Source organism: Clostridioides sp. ZZV15-6597, assembly GCF_020657815.1.
Taxonomy (GTDB): Bacteria; Bacillota; Clostridia; order Peptostreptococcales; family Peptostreptococcaceae; genus Clostridioides.
The window spans coordinates 1-17,508 of sequence record NZ_JAGWCT010000015.1 but is presented as its reverse complement, the minus strand read 5'-3'; the positions used below and the strand labels follow the sequence as shown (position 1 = coordinate 17,508).

The following is a 17,508-nucleotide window of genomic DNA, read 5'->3' as shown; positions in this document are numbered from 1 at the left end:
AAATTGAGTAACATAATAACTAATTTGATAGAGTCAATATTTACTAATCCAATAACTATATTATTTTTACTTGCAATAACTTTGTATTCTATTTTTAAAATTGTAGAAAACAACAAGTTGTATTTGTTTGTAAGTTCAAAACTAGAAGAAATCAACCGAGACTATAAAACGAGTGTGTTTTATAGCAAAATAAGGAATGATTACTATACATATAGTAAAGAAAATCCTTATGCTGATGTAAATATAACTTCATTTGTAGAAGAAGTTGTATCAGATTTAAAATATAATAACTTACCAATATTAGAAAAAATTAGAAGCATAAAAAATTCATCTTCAATAAGTATATTACTTGGAGTTTTAGGTACCTTTGTTGGGCTTTCTACAATGCTTTTATGTGTTGATACTAAAGATATTATAAATTCACTTCCTTCGACTATTAGTAGCATGCAAACTGCATTTACAACTAGTATATTTGGAGTGGTATTTTCTCTAATTATAGGATATTTTACAAAGATAAAAGACTGTGAACATGTTTTGATACAAATAATGTTAAAATCTGAGAATCTACTGACATCTGAGGTAACTCATATTAAATCAGAAAGAATGGACTTAAAAGTAGAAGAAGTAAAAAATACAATAAAACAAATAAGCAAGTCTATAGAAGCTATTGAAAAATTTGATAAAATATCTAAAGACTTAAATGATTTTAATGACGAATTTATCAGTGGAATAGAAGCTTTAAAAAGTCTTTTAGAAGGCTCTCAAAGTTCTATTAAGACATTTGACCAAAGTGTAAGAAAATTAGATAAACAGTTTAATATTTTAAATGTAAAATTTGTGAAACTGTTTGATAAGTATGATAATCAAGATAATATAAATAAGGAAATTCTATTTGATATAAAAGAATCATCAAAAAATATATATAATTCCACTGAAAGCCAGCATAAAATTAAAGATTATATAAGAAATATAAATGCAGGATTTGCTTTATATGAAAGAAGTGCTCAAGATTTGTTAACTAAATTAATGACTCATGAAAACAAAATATATCAAAATCAAAAAATTCTTTTAGATGAAAAATACACTCTAGACGATTCAATTAAGAATCTTTCAAGTATTATTGAGAACTTTTCTAATGACTTACAAACCAAACTAGATATAATGTTTGAGAATTCTTTAGACATTCAAGATAAGCTAGATGTTATGTTTAATAACTCCTTCATGCAAGATGAAGTTCCTCTTGATAGTGAAGATTTATTTGAAAATAATATTGATAGTATATTTAATCCTTTAAGTGAAGAAATTTATGAGATAGAAAAGAAAGAAATAAAGGCCATAGGTGAGGATGAGTTAAATGAATAATAAATATAGAAGAACTGTTAACAGAGAATTTGAAAAGAGTAGTTTCTGGCCAACATTTACAGATTTATTATCCACTGTGTTGATGGTTGTAATTCTTATCTTATTTAGTTCAGAAAGTATCTCAGGCTCAGTTGAACAAGATTTAGCTAAAAATGTGAATGCTTCTGTTGAAGAAACCTTTAAAAAAAGTGGTATACCTGTGAAAGTGGATAAGGCTAATGGTCAAGTAACTTTTGGTGAAAGGACAATGTTTGATGTAGATAGTGATGTCTTGAAACCAGAGGCTAAAGAGATGTTAAAAATGTTTGTTCCAAAGTACATAGAAACTATTTATAAAGATTATGGCGACTATATATCTAAAATAGTTATAGAAGGTCATACAGACGATGTAGGAAGCTATATCTATAACTTAGATTTATCACAAAGAAGGGCATATAGCGTTGCTAAATTTGTAGTAGGAGATGAAATAGGTAATTATAAATATAAAGATGAAGTAACTAAACATATTATTGCAATAGGTAGGTCAAAAGCTGAACTCGTAAAAAATGGAGATAATAGTGTAAATAGAGATGCATCTAGAAGAGTAGAGCTAAAATATGAAATAAATATTAATCAAAATAAATAGTTAAAAAATTATAAAAAAAAAGAAGGCAGTTGGTGTGAGCTTTAAGCCTTCTTTAAGGAAAAAGTTTATTTATTTTTGTTGATATTTAATATATTATAAGTTTTGGAAGAATTTTGCAATATTTTAAACATAAATGGTCGTTTAAAATGCATAACTGGGTACTACTGATGTAAAATAATTCATTTTATATAATATAAAACTTATACGGTGTCAATTTTTTTTATTATTATTTTATAAATGCTAATTAAAATATTATGTAAAAAAATATCATAAAAACGCATATCATGTTATAATTACTAGTGTATTATGAAAATGGAGGCGTAGTTTGTGATAGAAAAAAATATAAATAACAAAAAAAATTCTAAAGTTAAATCCTTAATATTTCTACTAATAATCTCTGTATCTATTTATTTAACTGGTTGTAGCAGTGCAACAGATAGTGAAAATAATCAATCAAATAACCAAGAAACTTTATCTAGTAGTATATCAAGTGATAAAAATGTAAAAATTCATTTTATTGACACTGGAAATAGTGATGCAATATTAATTCAAGAGGGCAAAACTTTTACATTGATAGATGGGGGAGATAACGATGATGAGAATTTAATGGTAGACTACCTAAATAATCAAGGGGTAAAAGATATTAAATATCTTATAGCTACTCATTCTCATGCAGACCATCTAGGGGGACTTGATTCTGTTGTAAAAAATTTCAATATAGAAAATGTTTTTGTATCAAATGGTTCAGCAGAAACAAAGAGTTACAGAGATTTTATAAATGCTTTAGCAAATAAAGATTTATCTCCAAGTGTACCTCTTGAAAATAAAAAGTTTTATCTTGAAGATTCCTATTTTGAAGTTCTAAATACAAATGGAGGAGATACTACTAATGAACAATCACTAGTACTTACATATACTAATGGTAACGATAAAGCCTTATTTACAGGTGATGCTGAAGAAGGTACAGAAAAAGAAATACTATCAAAACTTGGAGAAGTAGACCTTTTAAAAGTAGCTCATCATGGTTCTCGTAGTAGTTCATCTCAGGCTTTTTTAGATAAAGTTAACCCTGAATATGCAGTAATTTTAGTTGGAAAAGGTAATTCATATGGTCATCCACATGAAGAAACAATGAACAAATTAAAAAAGATGGGTGTAAAAGTACATAGAAGTGACGAATGTTCAGATATAGTATTTGAATCTACAGGTGATGGAGTTTTTACAAGCTGTAAAGATGGAAGTTACAAAAAAGGTGTTAGAGAAGATGGAAGCTCCGAAAAGTCAAATAACAATACAGGCCAAAATGAATCCTTAAATAAGGAACAAAATGCATCAAATTTGTCAAAAATAGTGTATTTTACTCCAAAAGGGAAGAGTTATCACTCAACAAAAAATTGTAGTGGACTTTCAAGAAGTAAAAAAATATTATCAGGTTCAATTGCAGAAAGTAAGAAAAATGACCCATGTGATATATGTTATGGAAAGCAATAGTTAAAATATAGGAAATAATAAATAAAAAGCAAATAATACAAAATAGTAAATACACATAAAAATAAGCTATTCCAAATAGATAAAATAAAGAAATTAAGATATATTTTATCTATTAAATAGCTTATTTTTTTGATATTCTTTAATAGTTATTTTATAACTCTAAATACACCAGTTACAATACCTACAATTTCAACTTCTGAGTCTTTAAGCATAATTGGTTCCATAAAATCATTTTCTGGTTGAAGTCTTATCAAGTTTCCTTCTTTAAAGAATCTCTTGACTGTAGCAGATTCACCATTTATAAGTGCAACTACTATCTGAGAATTTAAGGCTGTATTTTTTTTGTCTACTACAACGTAATCTTCATCTAAAATTCCTGCATTAATCATACTTTCGCCTTTTACTTTTAATACAAAGTTATTACTGCCCTTTACTAAACTGGCAGGGAATGGAATATATTCCTCTATGTTTTGTTGCGCTAAAATGGGTTCTCCAGCTGTTATTTGACCTACTAAAGGAAGTTCTATTATTTCCTGGTTAGCTCCAGAAACATCATTGACTTTACTACGCTCCAAAACTTCAATAGCTCTTGGTTTAGTAGGGTCTTTTCTTATGTATCCCAGTTTTTCAAGTTTATTTAGATGAGAGTGCACAGTTGAAGTAGATCTTAACCCTACAGCAGTACATATTTCTCTTACAGCAGGTGGATAGCCTTTTAATATGATTTGAGATTTTATAAATTCCAGTATTAAAACTTGCTTTTCAGTTAGATCTAAATACATAACATCACTCATTTCCAAACATATTTTGTTTTTATTTCCATACATTTATATTTTTAATTATAACATAATCCATTTATATCTGCAAACATTTGTTCCTGATTTTTAATCATCTTCAATCCATTCAAAATTCTTAACTATATCACGTTTTACATTTTTTTTATGTGCAGCATAAAGTTGAGTAGTCGTGACATTATCATGGTCGAGTAAATTTTGAACATCGTATATAGAAAATCCTGTTTGAATCAGAGAGGTCGCAGCAGTTGCTCTTAATTTATGAGGGCTATATCCATTATCTCTAGTTGTATCTAGTGGAATAGATGTATATTTTTTTACAAGTGTTCTTATAGCTTTTGCTGTAATTCTTTTATTTTGAAGAGATAAAAATAATGCATCTTTAACTTCATCATTTAGTAAATCATCTCTTGTTCTTTCATTTTGCAAATAATCTTTTATTACATGTTCACAAGTATGATTTATAGGCATTAAGACTTCTTTTCCACGTTTTCTATATATTTTGAATTCACCTCTTGAAAAATTAAAAGAGGAGATATTAAGTTCTCTAAGTTCATTTAATCTAAGCCCATATGTAACAAATAGAGCTAATATAGCCTTATCACGTAATCTAGTTTTTTTCCAATAAACTTTTTCTTTTTCAGTAAGACCTTCACCAGTTTCTACTGATTCTAACATTTTTGCAACTTCATCTATTTCAAGACGTTTAATAGCATCTGGTTGTGGTTTAGGTAGCTTTATTGGATTAAATCCATCAGTTATGTTATTATCTATTTGAGAATTTCTATATAAAAATTTAAATAGAGTAGAGATGGATGATTTTTTTCTTGCCAGAGCTCTATTATTATTTTCAAAAATTAATGTGTTTTTTTCTGTATTTTTATAATATCTGCTGCAATAATCGCCTAAAAATAAGTTTATATCTCTTGATTTTATCATGTTAAAATCACTTTCTGTAATGTCTTTTATACAATCTGCACTTGTTAGTTCCTTTGTCTCAATCATGTATAAGCAGAAAAACTTTATATCTTCTAAATAAGCAAGTCGTGTAGAGACGGCAACAGAACCTTTTAGATATATAAAATAATCTTTCATAAATACAGGAAGTTTATTTTCCAAAAGTAGACATTTTTCTATAAGTTCATTTTCTTTGATGACAATATTATCAGGTTTATCAGATTTATTATGTACTTTTATAATTTTCTTATCATTATTCAAATTTAAACCTCCTAAAATTAAAATATGAATATTTGTAAGTTATTTTTATTAATAACAATGTAGCTATGTTAGCATAAATATTTAATTTAATCAATTAATGTATTTTTTAAGAGATTAGTAGTGCTCTAATTGGTTTTTGCGTTAACTATTCCCTAAATCCACATTTAAAGACTAGTTGGGTTCAAGTACTCTTTTTAAATTTCTCAATATATGTTTAATAAATATTCACTAAAATATATTGAGAAATTTTATGCTTTACTAAAATCTTTTTCAATCTTGAATTTTACTATCTTTTCAAGGAAACTAAAATAAGAAAACTAAAAATAGTATAAAATTTAGTATCTTAATTAAAATTTTTAAATGGACTTATCAAACTTAAAATATAAGATATTATGAGAGTTACTATTGAAAAAATAAGCCCTATCGTCATAAAAAAACTTACAAATATATTATACTTTACTATTAAACTAGATATATTTAAGCTATTAAGCCCAAATAAGTATGTAATTAGACTAATTGCAAATATAACTATAACTATAAAACTCAAACCCTTTAAACTGCTTTTCAAATCAGCACTACTAAGTGACATATGAGTGGAAATTGAATACATTAAAAACATAAATATAAAATATCTTAATAAATATATATCAGGTGTTAACAATATCATTTTTACAAAATTAGAAACATCATCTAAAATAATCTGTATAAAACCCGCTATATTAAAATTATTAATCATACTTACATATAATTTTAAATCTATGTTTTGTGTTATTTTAATGTAACTATCTGGTAATAGTATTCTAAAAAGTACAATAATCATCATTGTTCCACCTATAATTGGAGCAATTCCTATAAAAAAATTTCCTATACTCTGATAAATATTATCTTTTTTATAACTATGATTTACATATCCTAATACTCCATCATTTTTACTCTCAATTGGTCTAAAGAATTTTACTGAATTTATTTTATGCATAAAAATCAAACACATTATTAAATGACTCAATTCATGTATAAAAGTTCCAACAGCTCCAGTTACAATGACACCAGTTTTTCCAAAAGATAAAAAGATAAATTTATTATTTAAATTTTCTATAATACTAAAAATCAATCCAAATACAATAAATATTCCTATAAAACAAAAGATATTTATTATACTTATTTTAAAAATCTCAACTATATGAATCATAAACTAGAACCTCGCATTTAAGTCTTCAACTACTCTATCTCATATCCATTACAGTTTAAAATTTTACAAGCATTTTTTATATCTTTTTCTTTTATTAAAATATAATCTGTATCATATGTAGAAATTGCAAATATACTTATTTTATTATCAGCTAATAACCCACTTATCTTAGATAAAATTCCTATAAGTGAAAAATCTAAAGGGCCTAAGATTTTAAGTATTCTCCATTCTTTTTCTGATTTAATATCAGAAGGGATATTGTTGTTTGAACATACAATGCTCAATTCATCATCAGTTTTAGTTATAGAGTAAAAATTTTCTGTATCTATCCATGTTGGTATTTCACTGTTATTATTTAATCTACATACTGCATACTCTTCTAAAAATAGTTTTAATTTCATAATCTACATCTCCTTCAAACTTATTTGTTTAATTAAGATTATACATTAAAAATTATATAAAATAAAATATATTAAAGTAAAAAAGGTTCACTACAGGACATCATTTCCATAGTCAACCTTTAAAACTTAATTAAATTCTAACAAAAAGATATATTATCTAGGTTCAATTATAAGTTTGATGGCAGTTTTCTTATCACCTTCGATTTCTATATCAGTAAATGCGGGAATACACACTAAGTCCATTCCACTAGGTGCAACAAAGCCTCTTGCTATTGCAATTGATTTTATTGCTTGATTTAGAGCTCCAGCTCCTATAGCTTGTATTTCTGCAATACCTCGTTCTCTCAGTACTCCAGCCAAAGCTCCAGCTACAGAATTAGGATTAGATTTTGATGAAACTTTTAGTACTTCCATTTCAACATCTCCTTGTTAATTTGTTAAAGTATCCATTACCTAAAGTACTAAATCACAATTGCCATTTACTAATTACAATCATCATTTAAAGTATACTTTTATAAAAATATACTTCTATAATAGATTTAAGAAAACCTTTATTTTTTAAAACCATTTTATAATGAAAAATCTACAAATTTCTTTATATTCTATAAGCATTTTCCAATATTTCTAAATTTATTATACCTTTGAGACATTATTTCTTCTTTAGGCATATCTTTATAATGATTTAATCTTTCTAAAATGTAAGACTTCATTTCCTTTGAAACAGCTTCTACATCTTTTTGTGCACCACCAAGAGGTTCTTTTATAATCTTATCTATTATTTTTAAATCATATAAATCATTACTTGTAAGTTTCATAACATCACAAGCTTCTTTTGCTTTAGATGAATCTTTAAATAAGATACTAGAGAGACCTTCAGGTGAAATTACAGAATAAACTGAGTGTTCTAACATACATACATCATTACCTACTCCGATTCCTAAAGCTCCTCCACTACCACCTTCACCAATTACAAAGGTGATTACTGGAACAGAAAGTTTACTCATTTCAAGTAAGTTTCTTGCAATAGCTTCTCCTTGTCCTCTTTCTTCTGCCTCTAAGCCACAAAAAGCTCCTGATGTATCAATAAATGTCACTATCGGTCTGTCAAATTTTTCAGCTTGTTTCATAAGTCTTAACGCTTTTCTATATCCTTCTGGATGAGGCATACCAAAGTTTCTTTTTATGTTTTCTTTAGTATCTCTTCCCTTTTGGTGACCAACTATAGTAACATTGAATTTTCCTATTTGCCCTATTCCTCCAACTATAGAAGGGTCATCTTTATAAAGCCTATCTCCATGAAGCTCTAAAAAATTAGAACAAATATGTTCTATGTATTCCAAAGTTGTAGGTCTTTTTATATCTCTACTTAACACTACCTTTTCATATGGTGATAGATGTGAAAAGGCATCTTCTTTAAGCTTTGCTAATTTTTCATTAAGAGAATTTATTTTATCACTTAAATCTATATTATTTGCCTCAGAAATAGCTACTAATTGTTTAATATCATTTTCTAAGACTTTTATTTTATCATTATTATTTTCAATCAAAACAGTTCCTCCTTTATGCCCTATTTCTTGTGCATAGCAAGAATTTGATACAATACTTCCTTCATTTTTCTTCTATCTACTATCATGTCAATAAAACCTTTTTCAAGTAAAAACTCAGAAGTTTGAAATCCTTCAGGAAGTTTTTGATTTATTGTTTGTTCTATCACTCTTGGACCTGCAAAACCAATTAATGTATTTGGTTCAGAAATTATAATATCTCCGAGCATAGCAAAACTAGCAGTTACTCCTCCAGTAGTAGGGTCAGTTAAAACTGATATATATGGTAATGACTTTTCTTCAAGCTTAGCAAGTGCCTGAGAAGTCTTTGCCATTTGCATAAGAGATACCATACCTTCTTGCATTCTAGCTCCTCCTGAAGCAGAACAAATAATTATAGGTAAATTGTTTTTGGCAGCATATTCTATTGAGTAAGTTATTTTTTCCCCAACAATAGAACCCATGCTTCCCATCATAAAATCAGGATTCATTACACAAATAACTGTTTTAATTCCATTTAATCTTCCATAACCTGTGACAACAGCTTCTGACTCATTCGTTTTTTCCTTATAAGAGTCTACTTTTTCTTTATATTTAGGAAAGTTTAATGGATTTTGAAATTCTATATCAGAATTAAATTCCATAAAAGTTCCTTTATCAATCAATAAATTTATTCTATTTCGTACTCTTAAACCATAATGTCTTGAACATTTTGGACATACAAATGAATTTTCTTCTATGTCTTTTCTAAATACATGACTATCGCATCCTTTGCAATAAGTCCAAAATTTATCATCTACACTATTCTTTTTAAAGTTGTCATCTAAAGAAATCGTAACATACTTAGATTCTTTTGATGATAAAAATTTTTTTATCATAATCTATTTACTCCTTATAATGTAGCAAATTCCTTCTTCATAAAGACATCTTCTATAAATTTGGTATGATGAGTATCTTTTCTAAACTCTTCACTTGTTACAAGTGCCTTTTGGAATTCTACATTTGTATTAATACCTTCTACAATAATTTCATCTAGAGCTCTATAAATTCTATTTATACATTCTTCTCTAGTCTCAGCCCAACATATTAATTTACCTATCATAGAATCATATAAAGGTGGTATAGTATATCCTGTATATACAAAAGTATCAAATCTAACACCAAAACCTCCAGGTAAATTTAATGACTCTATCTTACCTGGTGATGGAGCAAAATTATTTGATGAATCTTCAGCATTTATTCTACACTCAATAGCATGGCCTCTAAAAATAACATCTTCTTGTTTAAAAGGTATTTCTTCTCCATTAGCTATAGATATTTGAAGTTTTATAAGGTCAAGATTTGTTACCATCTCTGTGACTGGATGTTCAACTTGTATTCTTGTATTCATCTCTATAAAATAAAAGTTTTTATCTTTATCAACTATAAATTCAATAGTACCAGCACCGATATAACCTACACCTTTTACTATATCCACTGCAATTTTATGAAGATTTATTCTTTCTTCATCTGAAAGGTATGGACTTAAAGACTCTTCTATTACTTTTTGATTTCTTCTTTGCATAGAACAATCTCTATCACCTAAATGTATTGCATTTGAATGTTTATCACCAAATACTTGTACTTCTATATGTCTAGGATTTTCTATAAATTTTTCCATATATAAATCGCTATTAGAAAATGCTGCTAGAGCTTCTGAACTTGCCATATCAAAATTTGAAAAAAGCTCTTCTTCCTTTCTAACGATTCTCATACCTTTCCCACCGCCTCCACTTGAGGCTTTTATCATAACAGGATAGCCAATTTCTCTTGCAACTTCTAAAGCTTCTTCCTTAGTTTTTAAAACAGATTCTGAACCAGGAACAACAGGGATATTTAATTCCATCATAGTTTCTCTTGCTCTAGATTTATCTCCCATCAAAATCATTTGTTCTCTTGTTGGACCTATAAAAATAATATTATTCTCTTCACATTGTTTTGCAAATTCAGGGTTTTCTGATAAAAAGCCAAAACCTGGATGAATAGCATCACATTTTAATTTAAGAGCAAGGTATATAATATTTTCTATGTTATTATAACTCTTGCTTATATTATTTGGCCCTATGCAAATAGATTCATCAGCTATATATCTATGAAAACAATCTTTATCTATTTCAGAATAGATAGCAACAGTTTTTATGCCTAGTTCTTTACACGTTCTGATGATTCTAACTGCTATATCGCCTCTATTTGCAACTAGTATTTTTTTTATCAACTTAAATACCTCCTACTACAATGGTTTTATCTTAAATAAAGGTTGATTATATTCTACTAGTTCTTCATTATCAACTAATACTTCAATTATTTCACCTTTAATTTCACTTGTTATTTCATTCATAAGTTTCATTGCTTCTAATATACATAAAGTGTCACCTTCTTCAACTACATCGCCAACCTTGACAAAGCTTTCTGCATCTGGACTTGGAGAATCATAGAATGTTCCCATCAAAGGAGCTACTACTATTGATAAATTCTCATTAGATACTACAGGTGCCTCGTTTACAAATGGCTTTTCTAAAGAAAGATCTACTACCGATTCTTGTTGTACACTTAAAACAGGCGAGCTTGTAACTTCAGTTTTTTTAGATGCTTCTAATTTAAAATCGCTACTTTCAAGCTTTACATATTCTAAGTTAGTTGAGTCTATGACCTTTAATAATTCTTTAATTTCATTGATGTTCATGTTGTTACCCCCTTGTATTATTACCTGGTGCTAATATTATATCACAAAAAGCAAATTTATAAAAGAAAAAGTGCTGACTATAGAATCAACACATTCAGATATATTTTAATTTTAAATTAACAACCAGTAAATTCTTTTGTTTTAATTTTCCATTATTAATATAAATTATAAGTATAAAATGAATAAAATTCAATATATTTTGCAAAATATAATAAAATACAAATTAATACCTCGGGGATTTTTAAGACAAATACCAAAATTATGCAATTTAGACTTCACTTTCTTTCATATTAGTATCATTTTCTTTGTTCTTATATAGTATATCTTTTAATTTAGTGATTAAAATACTACTATATAAGTTAAAAGTCATTAAAATTGTAGGAATTATAAAATAAAATCTAGCACCAATAAATCCAAAAACTACTGTAACAAGTATTAACCTTTTATTTAAAGTAAAAAAGGGTATATCAAAAATACTTTTATCGGATGTATCTGGAGTATAAGAACGTATAATTCCAAAAACCAAAGTTAGCATACAAAGTGGAAGTAATACATAGCTTGAAATTATTCCTAAAAATCCTATACTTTCAAAGTAACTACTAGCGCTATTTGTATAAACAAACATATATCCATTTAAATAAGCACATATACATGATATAATACCAAAAGTTCCTCCTAAGGATTGAGTGTACCAATTAAAAAATTTAGAATCCATATACCTCGCCTCCTAAAACTGTATATATAATGATATGCATTTAAATAATGAAATATATCTTTATATGCTCATGAACAAAATTTTATTAATTTTATTAATTTATATTTAAGAAATGCAAAGTATAGTGTAGTATATATTAATGTAGATAAAGTTTTATAGAACTTAATTAAATTATCTTATATGGATTTAGTACAAGTTTAAAAAGTTATATTAGGGTTTTATATTTGATTAAGCTGAAAAATTTATTATAAATGAAGGGATGTTTTCGCTTTGGTAGATACATTAGAGTTTGGTCTTAAAATTTTATTTTTTATATTATCGATAATTTGGATGGGGAAAATAATGATTTTAAGAACTGATAAGCAAATAGTAATTAATCCTTTGCTTATTGGTATATCTGCAGTACTTGTGATGTTGCATACCTCACAAAGTAATATTGAGTTTTTTGGACTAGATGTTCAGTATATAAGAATATTTTTGTATATAGTATATTCATTGATAATTTTAATAGGGATATGGGCTACTAACAAAAGAAATGGGATTTTTTAGATAATCTATTCATAGATATCTAAAGGTTGCTAGTAACAAAACATTAATATTAGTGCTTTGTTACTAGCAACCTTTGCTTTGATTTAATATTGAAATTAAAAATATAATAATTAAATAAGTTATATGAATATACACTTTATTTTATGTTATTTTACATTTACAGTGATTAAAACTTCTTGCGATGTATTTAAATCATCTTTGTCATTTAGTATAACTTTCACAACTGCTTGCCCTTTATTATTACCCTTAATAATCATATCTTTACATGAAAGTATACTCTTATCACTTACAGATACCACAAAGTTTAAATCTTTTGGAAGGCTATTAGTTACTTCCCAATATTTGTAATAACTATCAATTTTCTTTGTAACTATTTTTCTCAAATCAATACTCTCACCTTTTGCTATGTCAACATTATGGTATTTAGAATCCAATTTATATTGATTGTCTTTTGTATCAATAAAATTCAAGTCGCAATTTACATCTACACCATTATTAGAAAGAGAATTGACTGTATTATCATTAATTAAATAATTATTTGCAAGATTAATTGAGTCCATATCTTTTAAACCTAGTATTTCTCTAGGAAGTTCCTTTATGTTATTGTTCCAAAAAATAAAATTGTCTATGTTTTCAAGATATGATATACCTTTTAAATTTGAAATATTTTCCCCTGTTGCATAAAATTCTCCATCCAAAGCCTTTATATTACTTATAGTCATTTCATCTGGATTTACATATCGTTTTACAACTGCTCTCAGGTTAGCATCAGGAAAAATATCTTTAAGTTGGTTTTCACTTAAAATCTTATCGTTTGAATTTATTGGATTTAAAGCCGTCGCAGAAATAAGAAATGGTATTAAATTAGCTAAATTCATAGCACCCTCCCACATAAAACAAAATTTTTTACATAGTAAATTAATTTCTATGAGAGGGCTCTGTTTCCTTGTTATATATGCCTACTTTCGTACACTTTATTAATATAAATTAGCATAAATTTCTACTATTAAACTTATAAACATATTACTAGTTACGTTTTTTAGCTTCACATCTAAATATTCGCATGCCTTGTGACATAAATTTATCCTCATACTCTGTTGTAACATTATTTTTATACTCACTACTGCTTAAATCAAGAGAAATATTCTTTAAGAGCCAATTATTTGCAGCAATTTCATTTAAACTAAACTCGAATAATTTTTCATTATCTGTTTTGAAATGAATTTCTCCATTATCTTCTAAAATATTATTATACATTTCTAAAAATCCAGAATAAGTAAGTCTTCTTTTACTCCATCTATTTTTTGGCCATGGGTCACAGAAATTTATATAAATCCTAGATAATTCTTTAGATTCAAAATAATTTAGAATATCGCTTACATCCGCCCACAAAAATAATATATTATCTAAATTAGAATCATCAGCTTTTTCAACAGCCTTTAAGAGTACTTCTTCCTTTAATTCCATAGCAATATAGTTTATATCAGGATTTTGTTTGGCCAAGGTTGTAATAAATTGACCTTTTCCAGTTCCAAATTCCACATGTATTGGATTATCATTTCCAAACTTTATATTCCATTTTCCCTTTAATTTGTCTATATCTTCCCTTAAGACATATTCTGTATAACTTAAAAGTTTTTCATCTGCACCTTTTTTTCGTCTTCTTCTCACAATAAAATTCTCCTTACATATAAAAATTAGTAAAATACATTTTTTATTATACATTATCTTACTTAAAAATAAAAAGAACTCTCTTAAAATAGAAAAGTATTTCTATCAAAGAGAGTTCTCAATATACTAAAAAATCAATTCTAGTGGCACCCTGAACAACCAGAGCATCCTCCTCCACCTTGATCTTTCATGTTTTCAGGAATTACTCTAAATCCAAACCCTGTATCTTCTATAATTATATCTCCATATTGACTGTATTCATCAGAGCTCATTACAAATTGCAATTCTCCAACTTCATAAGTTAAGTCATCTTCTTTTTTCTCATCTAAAGCTAATCCAAAAGAAGGACCTCCACAACCAACACCTGCAAAGTATACTCTTACATTGTTAGGTTTATCTTGATTGTCTTTTAGGATACTTTTTAAAGTATCAATAGCTGTTTCTGGTAAAGTAATTTTCATCAAATCATTCCCTTTCAAGTATTTTATTAAAACAATATCTATTATATACCCATATAACGTATATAATCAATTAGTTTTTGTATATTTTGCCAAAACTTCTATCAATTATTACTTAAACCTTTTAAATATTTCACTGTCTTAAATAAATACCCTGATAATATGTTTAGTAAACAGCAAATAAAATAATTCATATATACTATAATCTTTTATTTATTGCCTTAATATTATAACACATTTAACATAGTCTAATTCATATATACAAAATTTATACAATCTGAAAAGTATGGAAAATGTTTAAGAAAATCTTTAAATTTATTATGTAAAAATTAGCATAATGCATCTACCAATTATTATGCTATTACACCATCTAGAACTGTAATAATACGATTACTACTTGCAGTTAAAGCCAGACAGAAAAGCACTACAGAAAAGCACTAAGAAAAAAATAATGTACGAGTAAAATATTGTCTTATATCCAGACTTACGCATTTAATCAAATCTTTTCTTAAACTTATATATTTGTGTTTTTAACTATTTTTAATGCAAATATTCTTAAATATGATACTTCTTAAATTATATGTGTATAGTTTCATATTATCAAGTTATCTGTTTTATTTAATAAAGCACTACGACAATATACAAAACAGTGACGATATATAAAACAGTTTAAAATTACTTATCAAACTATCTAAATCTGAATACAAAATAATATGTGTATATTAATGAAAATAGAAAAGCATATCATAGAACCACTTTTATAGGGGATACTTTAATAAAAGAATTAAAAATTATAACATATAAAAAATTTCCACTAAAAAATAATTGTGTTAGAAGAATGACAGAAAATCATGTATTTTAGAAATATTTTACAAATATTAAGAATAATAAAACACTTGAAATTACTTATGTCAAGAAATTTTATATAATATAAACTGGTCAAATATGTTATAATATTAAATTGTGACAAGTTCATGGAGGTGTTTATATGAAAAAACAAAAGTCGCCAATTTTACTTGAAATGATTGGGTTATTTTTTGGTTGTATATCAATGAGTATTGGTATAAATATGTTTTTAAAACCACATACAATTGCTCCTGGAGGGCTTAGTGGTCTATCTTTAGTATTAAATAAAGTTACAGGGCTTCCAGTATCAGCTATCATGTTAATCATAGGTGTACCATTAGTAATACTTGCCTTTAGAATTATGGGTACAAAAAATTCATTAAAAACGTTATTTGGAACAATTGTATTCTCTGCTATAGTCCAATTGACAGACCCACTATCAAAATTGAGATTAACTGATGACTTACTACTATCTGCTATTGCAGGAGGAATTTTGGTTGGGATAGGTTTAGGAATAATGTTTAAATCAGATGCTTCTACTGGAGGAACAGATTTAATTGCACTTATACTTAGTAAAAAGTTTCCAGGGATAAAAGCTACAAAATTTATGTCTTGTTTAGATGGAATGGTCGTTATATCTTCTGGTATAGTAAATCGTAGTATAGAAACGGGACTTTACTCTGGGATAGCGCTTTGTGTCTTAATAAAAATAGCAGACATGATAATGGAAGGATTTGATCATTCAAAAGCATTTTTTATTATTTCTGAAGAACCTGAAAGTTTAAGACAAGCTATAACAAAAGAACTTGATAGAGGTCTTACTATTCTTGATGGTAAAGGTGGTTACACTAGAGAAAATAAAGAAGTACTACTTGTTGTAGTTTCTAAAAAACAAGAACTTTATCTTAAGAGATTAGTTAAAAAGACTGACCCTACTGCATTTGTTATTGTTACAGATGTGCATGAGGTTCTTGGAGAAGGATTTAAAAACTTAGAAAATTAATTAATAGGTTATTTTATAACTTTGTTTATATATTTTTTAATAACTTATAGACGCCAAAATCATATTATATTAAAGTGTGAGTATATTAATATACTAAACCTTTTTAGTGGATATAATATGATTTTGGCATTGTTTTTATCTAGCTCTTATTAGAACACTAAATACTCATTATTTTTTTTAATTCATACTGATAACAAGGGACATTTTTTATCGTGCTTCCAGTATGAATTTTTTTGATATATTTTCCTACACATTTAAAGCCTAATAAATCTAATGATTTTGTAGAATTCGTATTTTCTTCATAGGTTATTGCAATGATTTTATTTAGATTTAGCTCCCTAAATCCATATTGTATTACTCTTTTAGTTATCTCAGTAGCAAAATCATGCCCCCAATAATTTGGATTAATACATATGCCTATTTCTGCTTCCAATGCCTTGGGATTTATATTATTAAATCCCATATTCCCAATAACTTTATTATCTCTTTTGTATACTATTGCAAAGTGACCTATTTTTCCTTTTTTATATGGATTTAAAAAAAATGATTTTATAAATTTTCTTGTGTCTTCTAAAGACTTGTGCTCACTAAATGGTAAATGTTTTACTACTACTTTATTTTTATAACAATCAAAAAAATCTTCAGTATCATTTAATGATGCAGGTCTTAGTATACAGTTTCTAGTTTCTAAGGTTTTCATTTGAGGATATTCAGAATCAGACATTTCTAATCCTCCTTTATACATTAATCTAATATACTGTTCATATTTAAAATACGATACTAATTATATAAATGTGCTCAAATTAACCTTATTTCTAATTTTAATAAAAATTAGCTTATTATAAATCTTTCAAATCTACAACATTGTTAGTAATAATAGAAGCTCTATAGTAGTTCTATTTATTGTAAGATATATGTAT

General features: G+C 26.8%; 19 protein-coding genes. 5 read left to right on the top strand and 14 right to left on the bottom strand.

Annotated elements, in window-relative coordinates; genetic code table 11:
- Positions 1–3 precede the first annotated feature (3 nt).
- The 3 genes from KGF52_RS05625 to KGF52_RS05615 all read left to right on the top strand — a co-directional run bounded on the left by KGF52_RS05625 (position 4) and on the right by KGF52_RS05615 (position 3,478).
- Positions 4–1,362, top strand: a complete 1,359-nt coding sequence (locus tag KGF52_RS05625) for a hypothetical protein (protein ID WP_227839437.1) — start codon at positions 4–6, stop codon at positions 1,360–1,362.
- Positions 1,355–1,987: an OmpA family protein gene (locus tag KGF52_RS05620; protein WP_227839436.1), complete on the top strand. Its 633-nt coding sequence runs from the start codon at positions 1,355–1,357 to the stop codon at positions 1,985–1,987. Before KGF52_RS05625 ends, KGF52_RS05620 begins: the two co-directional genes overlap by 8 nt.
- A 327-nt stretch (positions 1,988–2,314) precedes the next feature.
- On the top strand, positions 2,315–3,478 hold the full coding sequence (locus KGF52_RS05615; RefSeq protein WP_227839435.1) for a ComEC/Rec2 family competence protein: 1,164 nt from the start codon (positions 2,315–2,317) through the stop codon (positions 3,476–3,478).
- Between the two features lie 146 nt (positions 3,479–3,624).
- Here KGF52_RS05615 and lexA read toward each other — a convergent pair whose 3' ends face one another.
- The 10 genes from lexA to KGF52_RS05565 all read right to left on the bottom strand — a co-directional run bounded on the left by lexA (position 3,625) and on the right by KGF52_RS05565 (position 12,061).
- Entirely contained in the window at positions 3,625–4,260 is a 636-nt protein-coding gene (gene lexA / locus KGF52_RS05610) for a transcriptional repressor LexA (protein ID WP_227828092.1), read from the bottom strand.
- Between the two features lie 102 nt (positions 4,261–4,362).
- Complete coding sequence (locus KGF52_RS05605) at positions 4,363–5,490, bottom strand: tyrosine-type recombinase/integrase (protein WP_227828044.1); 1,128 nt, start codon at positions 5,488–5,490, stop codon at positions 4,363–4,365.
- Positions 5,491–5,833: 343 nt separating this feature from the next.
- The gene (locus KGF52_RS05600) at positions 5,834–6,679 is read right to left on the bottom strand and encodes a hypothetical protein (protein WP_227839434.1); all 846 of its coding nucleotides are present in this window, start codon (positions 6,677–6,679) and stop codon (positions 5,834–5,836) included.
- A gap of 29 nt (positions 6,680–6,708) precedes the next feature.
- Positions 6,709–7,080 (bottom strand): ACT domain-containing protein, encoded by a 372-nt coding sequence (locus KGF52_RS05595; protein ID WP_227828042.1) that lies wholly within the window; start codon positions 7,078–7,080, stop codon positions 6,709–6,711.
- 153 nt (positions 7,081–7,233) lie between these two features.
- On the bottom strand, positions 7,234–7,494 hold the full coding sequence (locus KGF52_RS05590; RefSeq protein WP_003424039.1) for a stage V sporulation protein S: 261 nt from the start codon (positions 7,492–7,494) through the stop codon (positions 7,234–7,236).
- 188 nt (positions 7,495–7,682) lie between these two features.
- The gene (locus tag KGF52_RS05585) at positions 7,683–8,627 is read right to left on the bottom strand and encodes an acetyl-CoA carboxylase carboxyltransferase subunit alpha (protein WP_227839433.1); all 945 of its coding nucleotides are present in this window, start codon (positions 8,625–8,627) and stop codon (positions 7,683–7,685) included.
- Between the two features lie 20 nt (positions 8,628–8,647).
- Positions 8,648–9,502: an acetyl-CoA carboxylase, carboxyltransferase subunit beta gene (gene accD / locus KGF52_RS05580; RefSeq protein ID WP_227828040.1), complete on the bottom strand. Its 855-nt coding sequence runs from the start codon at positions 9,500–9,502 to the stop codon at positions 8,648–8,650.
- Positions 9,503–9,516: 14 nt separating this feature from the next.
- Positions 9,517–10,878: an acetyl-CoA carboxylase biotin carboxylase subunit gene (gene accC, locus KGF52_RS05575; RefSeq protein ID WP_227839432.1), complete on the bottom strand. Its 1,362-nt coding sequence runs from the start codon at positions 10,876–10,878 to the stop codon at positions 9,517–9,519.
- Between the two features lie 15 nt (positions 10,879–10,893).
- A complete protein-coding gene (gene accB / locus KGF52_RS05570; RefSeq protein WP_227828038.1) occupies positions 10,894–11,346 on the bottom strand; it encodes an acetyl-CoA carboxylase biotin carboxyl carrier protein in 453 nt (150 codons plus the stop codon).
- Between the two features lie 268 nt (positions 11,347–11,614).
- Complete coding sequence (locus tag KGF52_RS05565; RefSeq protein WP_227839431.1) at positions 11,615–12,061, bottom strand: hypothetical protein; 447 nt, start codon at positions 12,059–12,061, stop codon at positions 11,615–11,617.
- 270 nt (positions 12,062–12,331) lie between these two features.
- On the opposite strand from KGF52_RS05565, the gene KGF52_RS05560 reads away from it, so the two are divergent.
- Positions 12,332–12,610 carry a hypothetical protein gene (locus KGF52_RS05560; protein WP_227828036.1) on the top strand — a complete coding sequence of 93 codons (279 nt, stop codon included), beginning with the start codon at positions 12,332–12,334 and terminating at the stop codon, positions 12,608–12,610.
- Between the two features lie 146 nt (positions 12,611–12,756).
- Here the strand turns inward: KGF52_RS05560 and KGF52_RS05555 are convergent, their stop codons facing one another.
- The 3 genes from KGF52_RS05555 to KGF52_RS05545 all read right to left on the bottom strand — a co-directional run bounded on the left by KGF52_RS05555 (position 12,757) and on the right by KGF52_RS05545 (position 14,742).
- A complete protein-coding gene (locus KGF52_RS05555; protein WP_227839430.1) occupies positions 12,757–13,488 on the bottom strand; it encodes a hypothetical protein in 732 nt (243 codons plus the stop codon).
- A gap of 148 nt (positions 13,489–13,636) precedes the next feature.
- The gene (trmB, locus tag KGF52_RS05550) at positions 13,637–14,281 is read right to left on the bottom strand and encodes a tRNA (guanosine(46)-N7)-methyltransferase TrmB (protein ID WP_227839429.1); all 645 of its coding nucleotides are present in this window, start codon (positions 14,279–14,281) and stop codon (positions 13,637–13,639) included.
- Positions 14,282–14,421: 140 nt separating this feature from the next.
- The gene (locus KGF52_RS05545; protein ID WP_227435162.1) at positions 14,422–14,742 is read right to left on the bottom strand and encodes a Fe-S cluster assembly protein HesB; all 321 of its coding nucleotides are present in this window, start codon (positions 14,740–14,742) and stop codon (positions 14,422–14,424) included.
- Positions 14,743–15,727: 985 nt separating this feature from the next.
- Here KGF52_RS05545 and KGF52_RS05540 point away from each other — a divergent pair.
- On the top strand, positions 15,728–16,588 hold the full coding sequence (locus tag KGF52_RS05540; RefSeq protein ID WP_227839428.1) for a YitT family protein: 861 nt from the start codon (positions 15,728–15,730) through the stop codon (positions 16,586–16,588).
- A 157-nt stretch (positions 16,589–16,745) separates the two neighbouring features.
- Here KGF52_RS05540 and KGF52_RS05535 read toward each other — a convergent pair whose 3' ends face one another.
- Positions 16,746–17,312, bottom strand: coding sequence for a GNAT family N-acetyltransferase (locus tag KGF52_RS05535; RefSeq protein ID WP_227839427.1), 567 nt, complete (start codon positions 17,310–17,312; stop codon positions 16,746–16,748).
- Between the last annotated feature and the right edge of the window lie 196 nt (positions 17,313–17,508).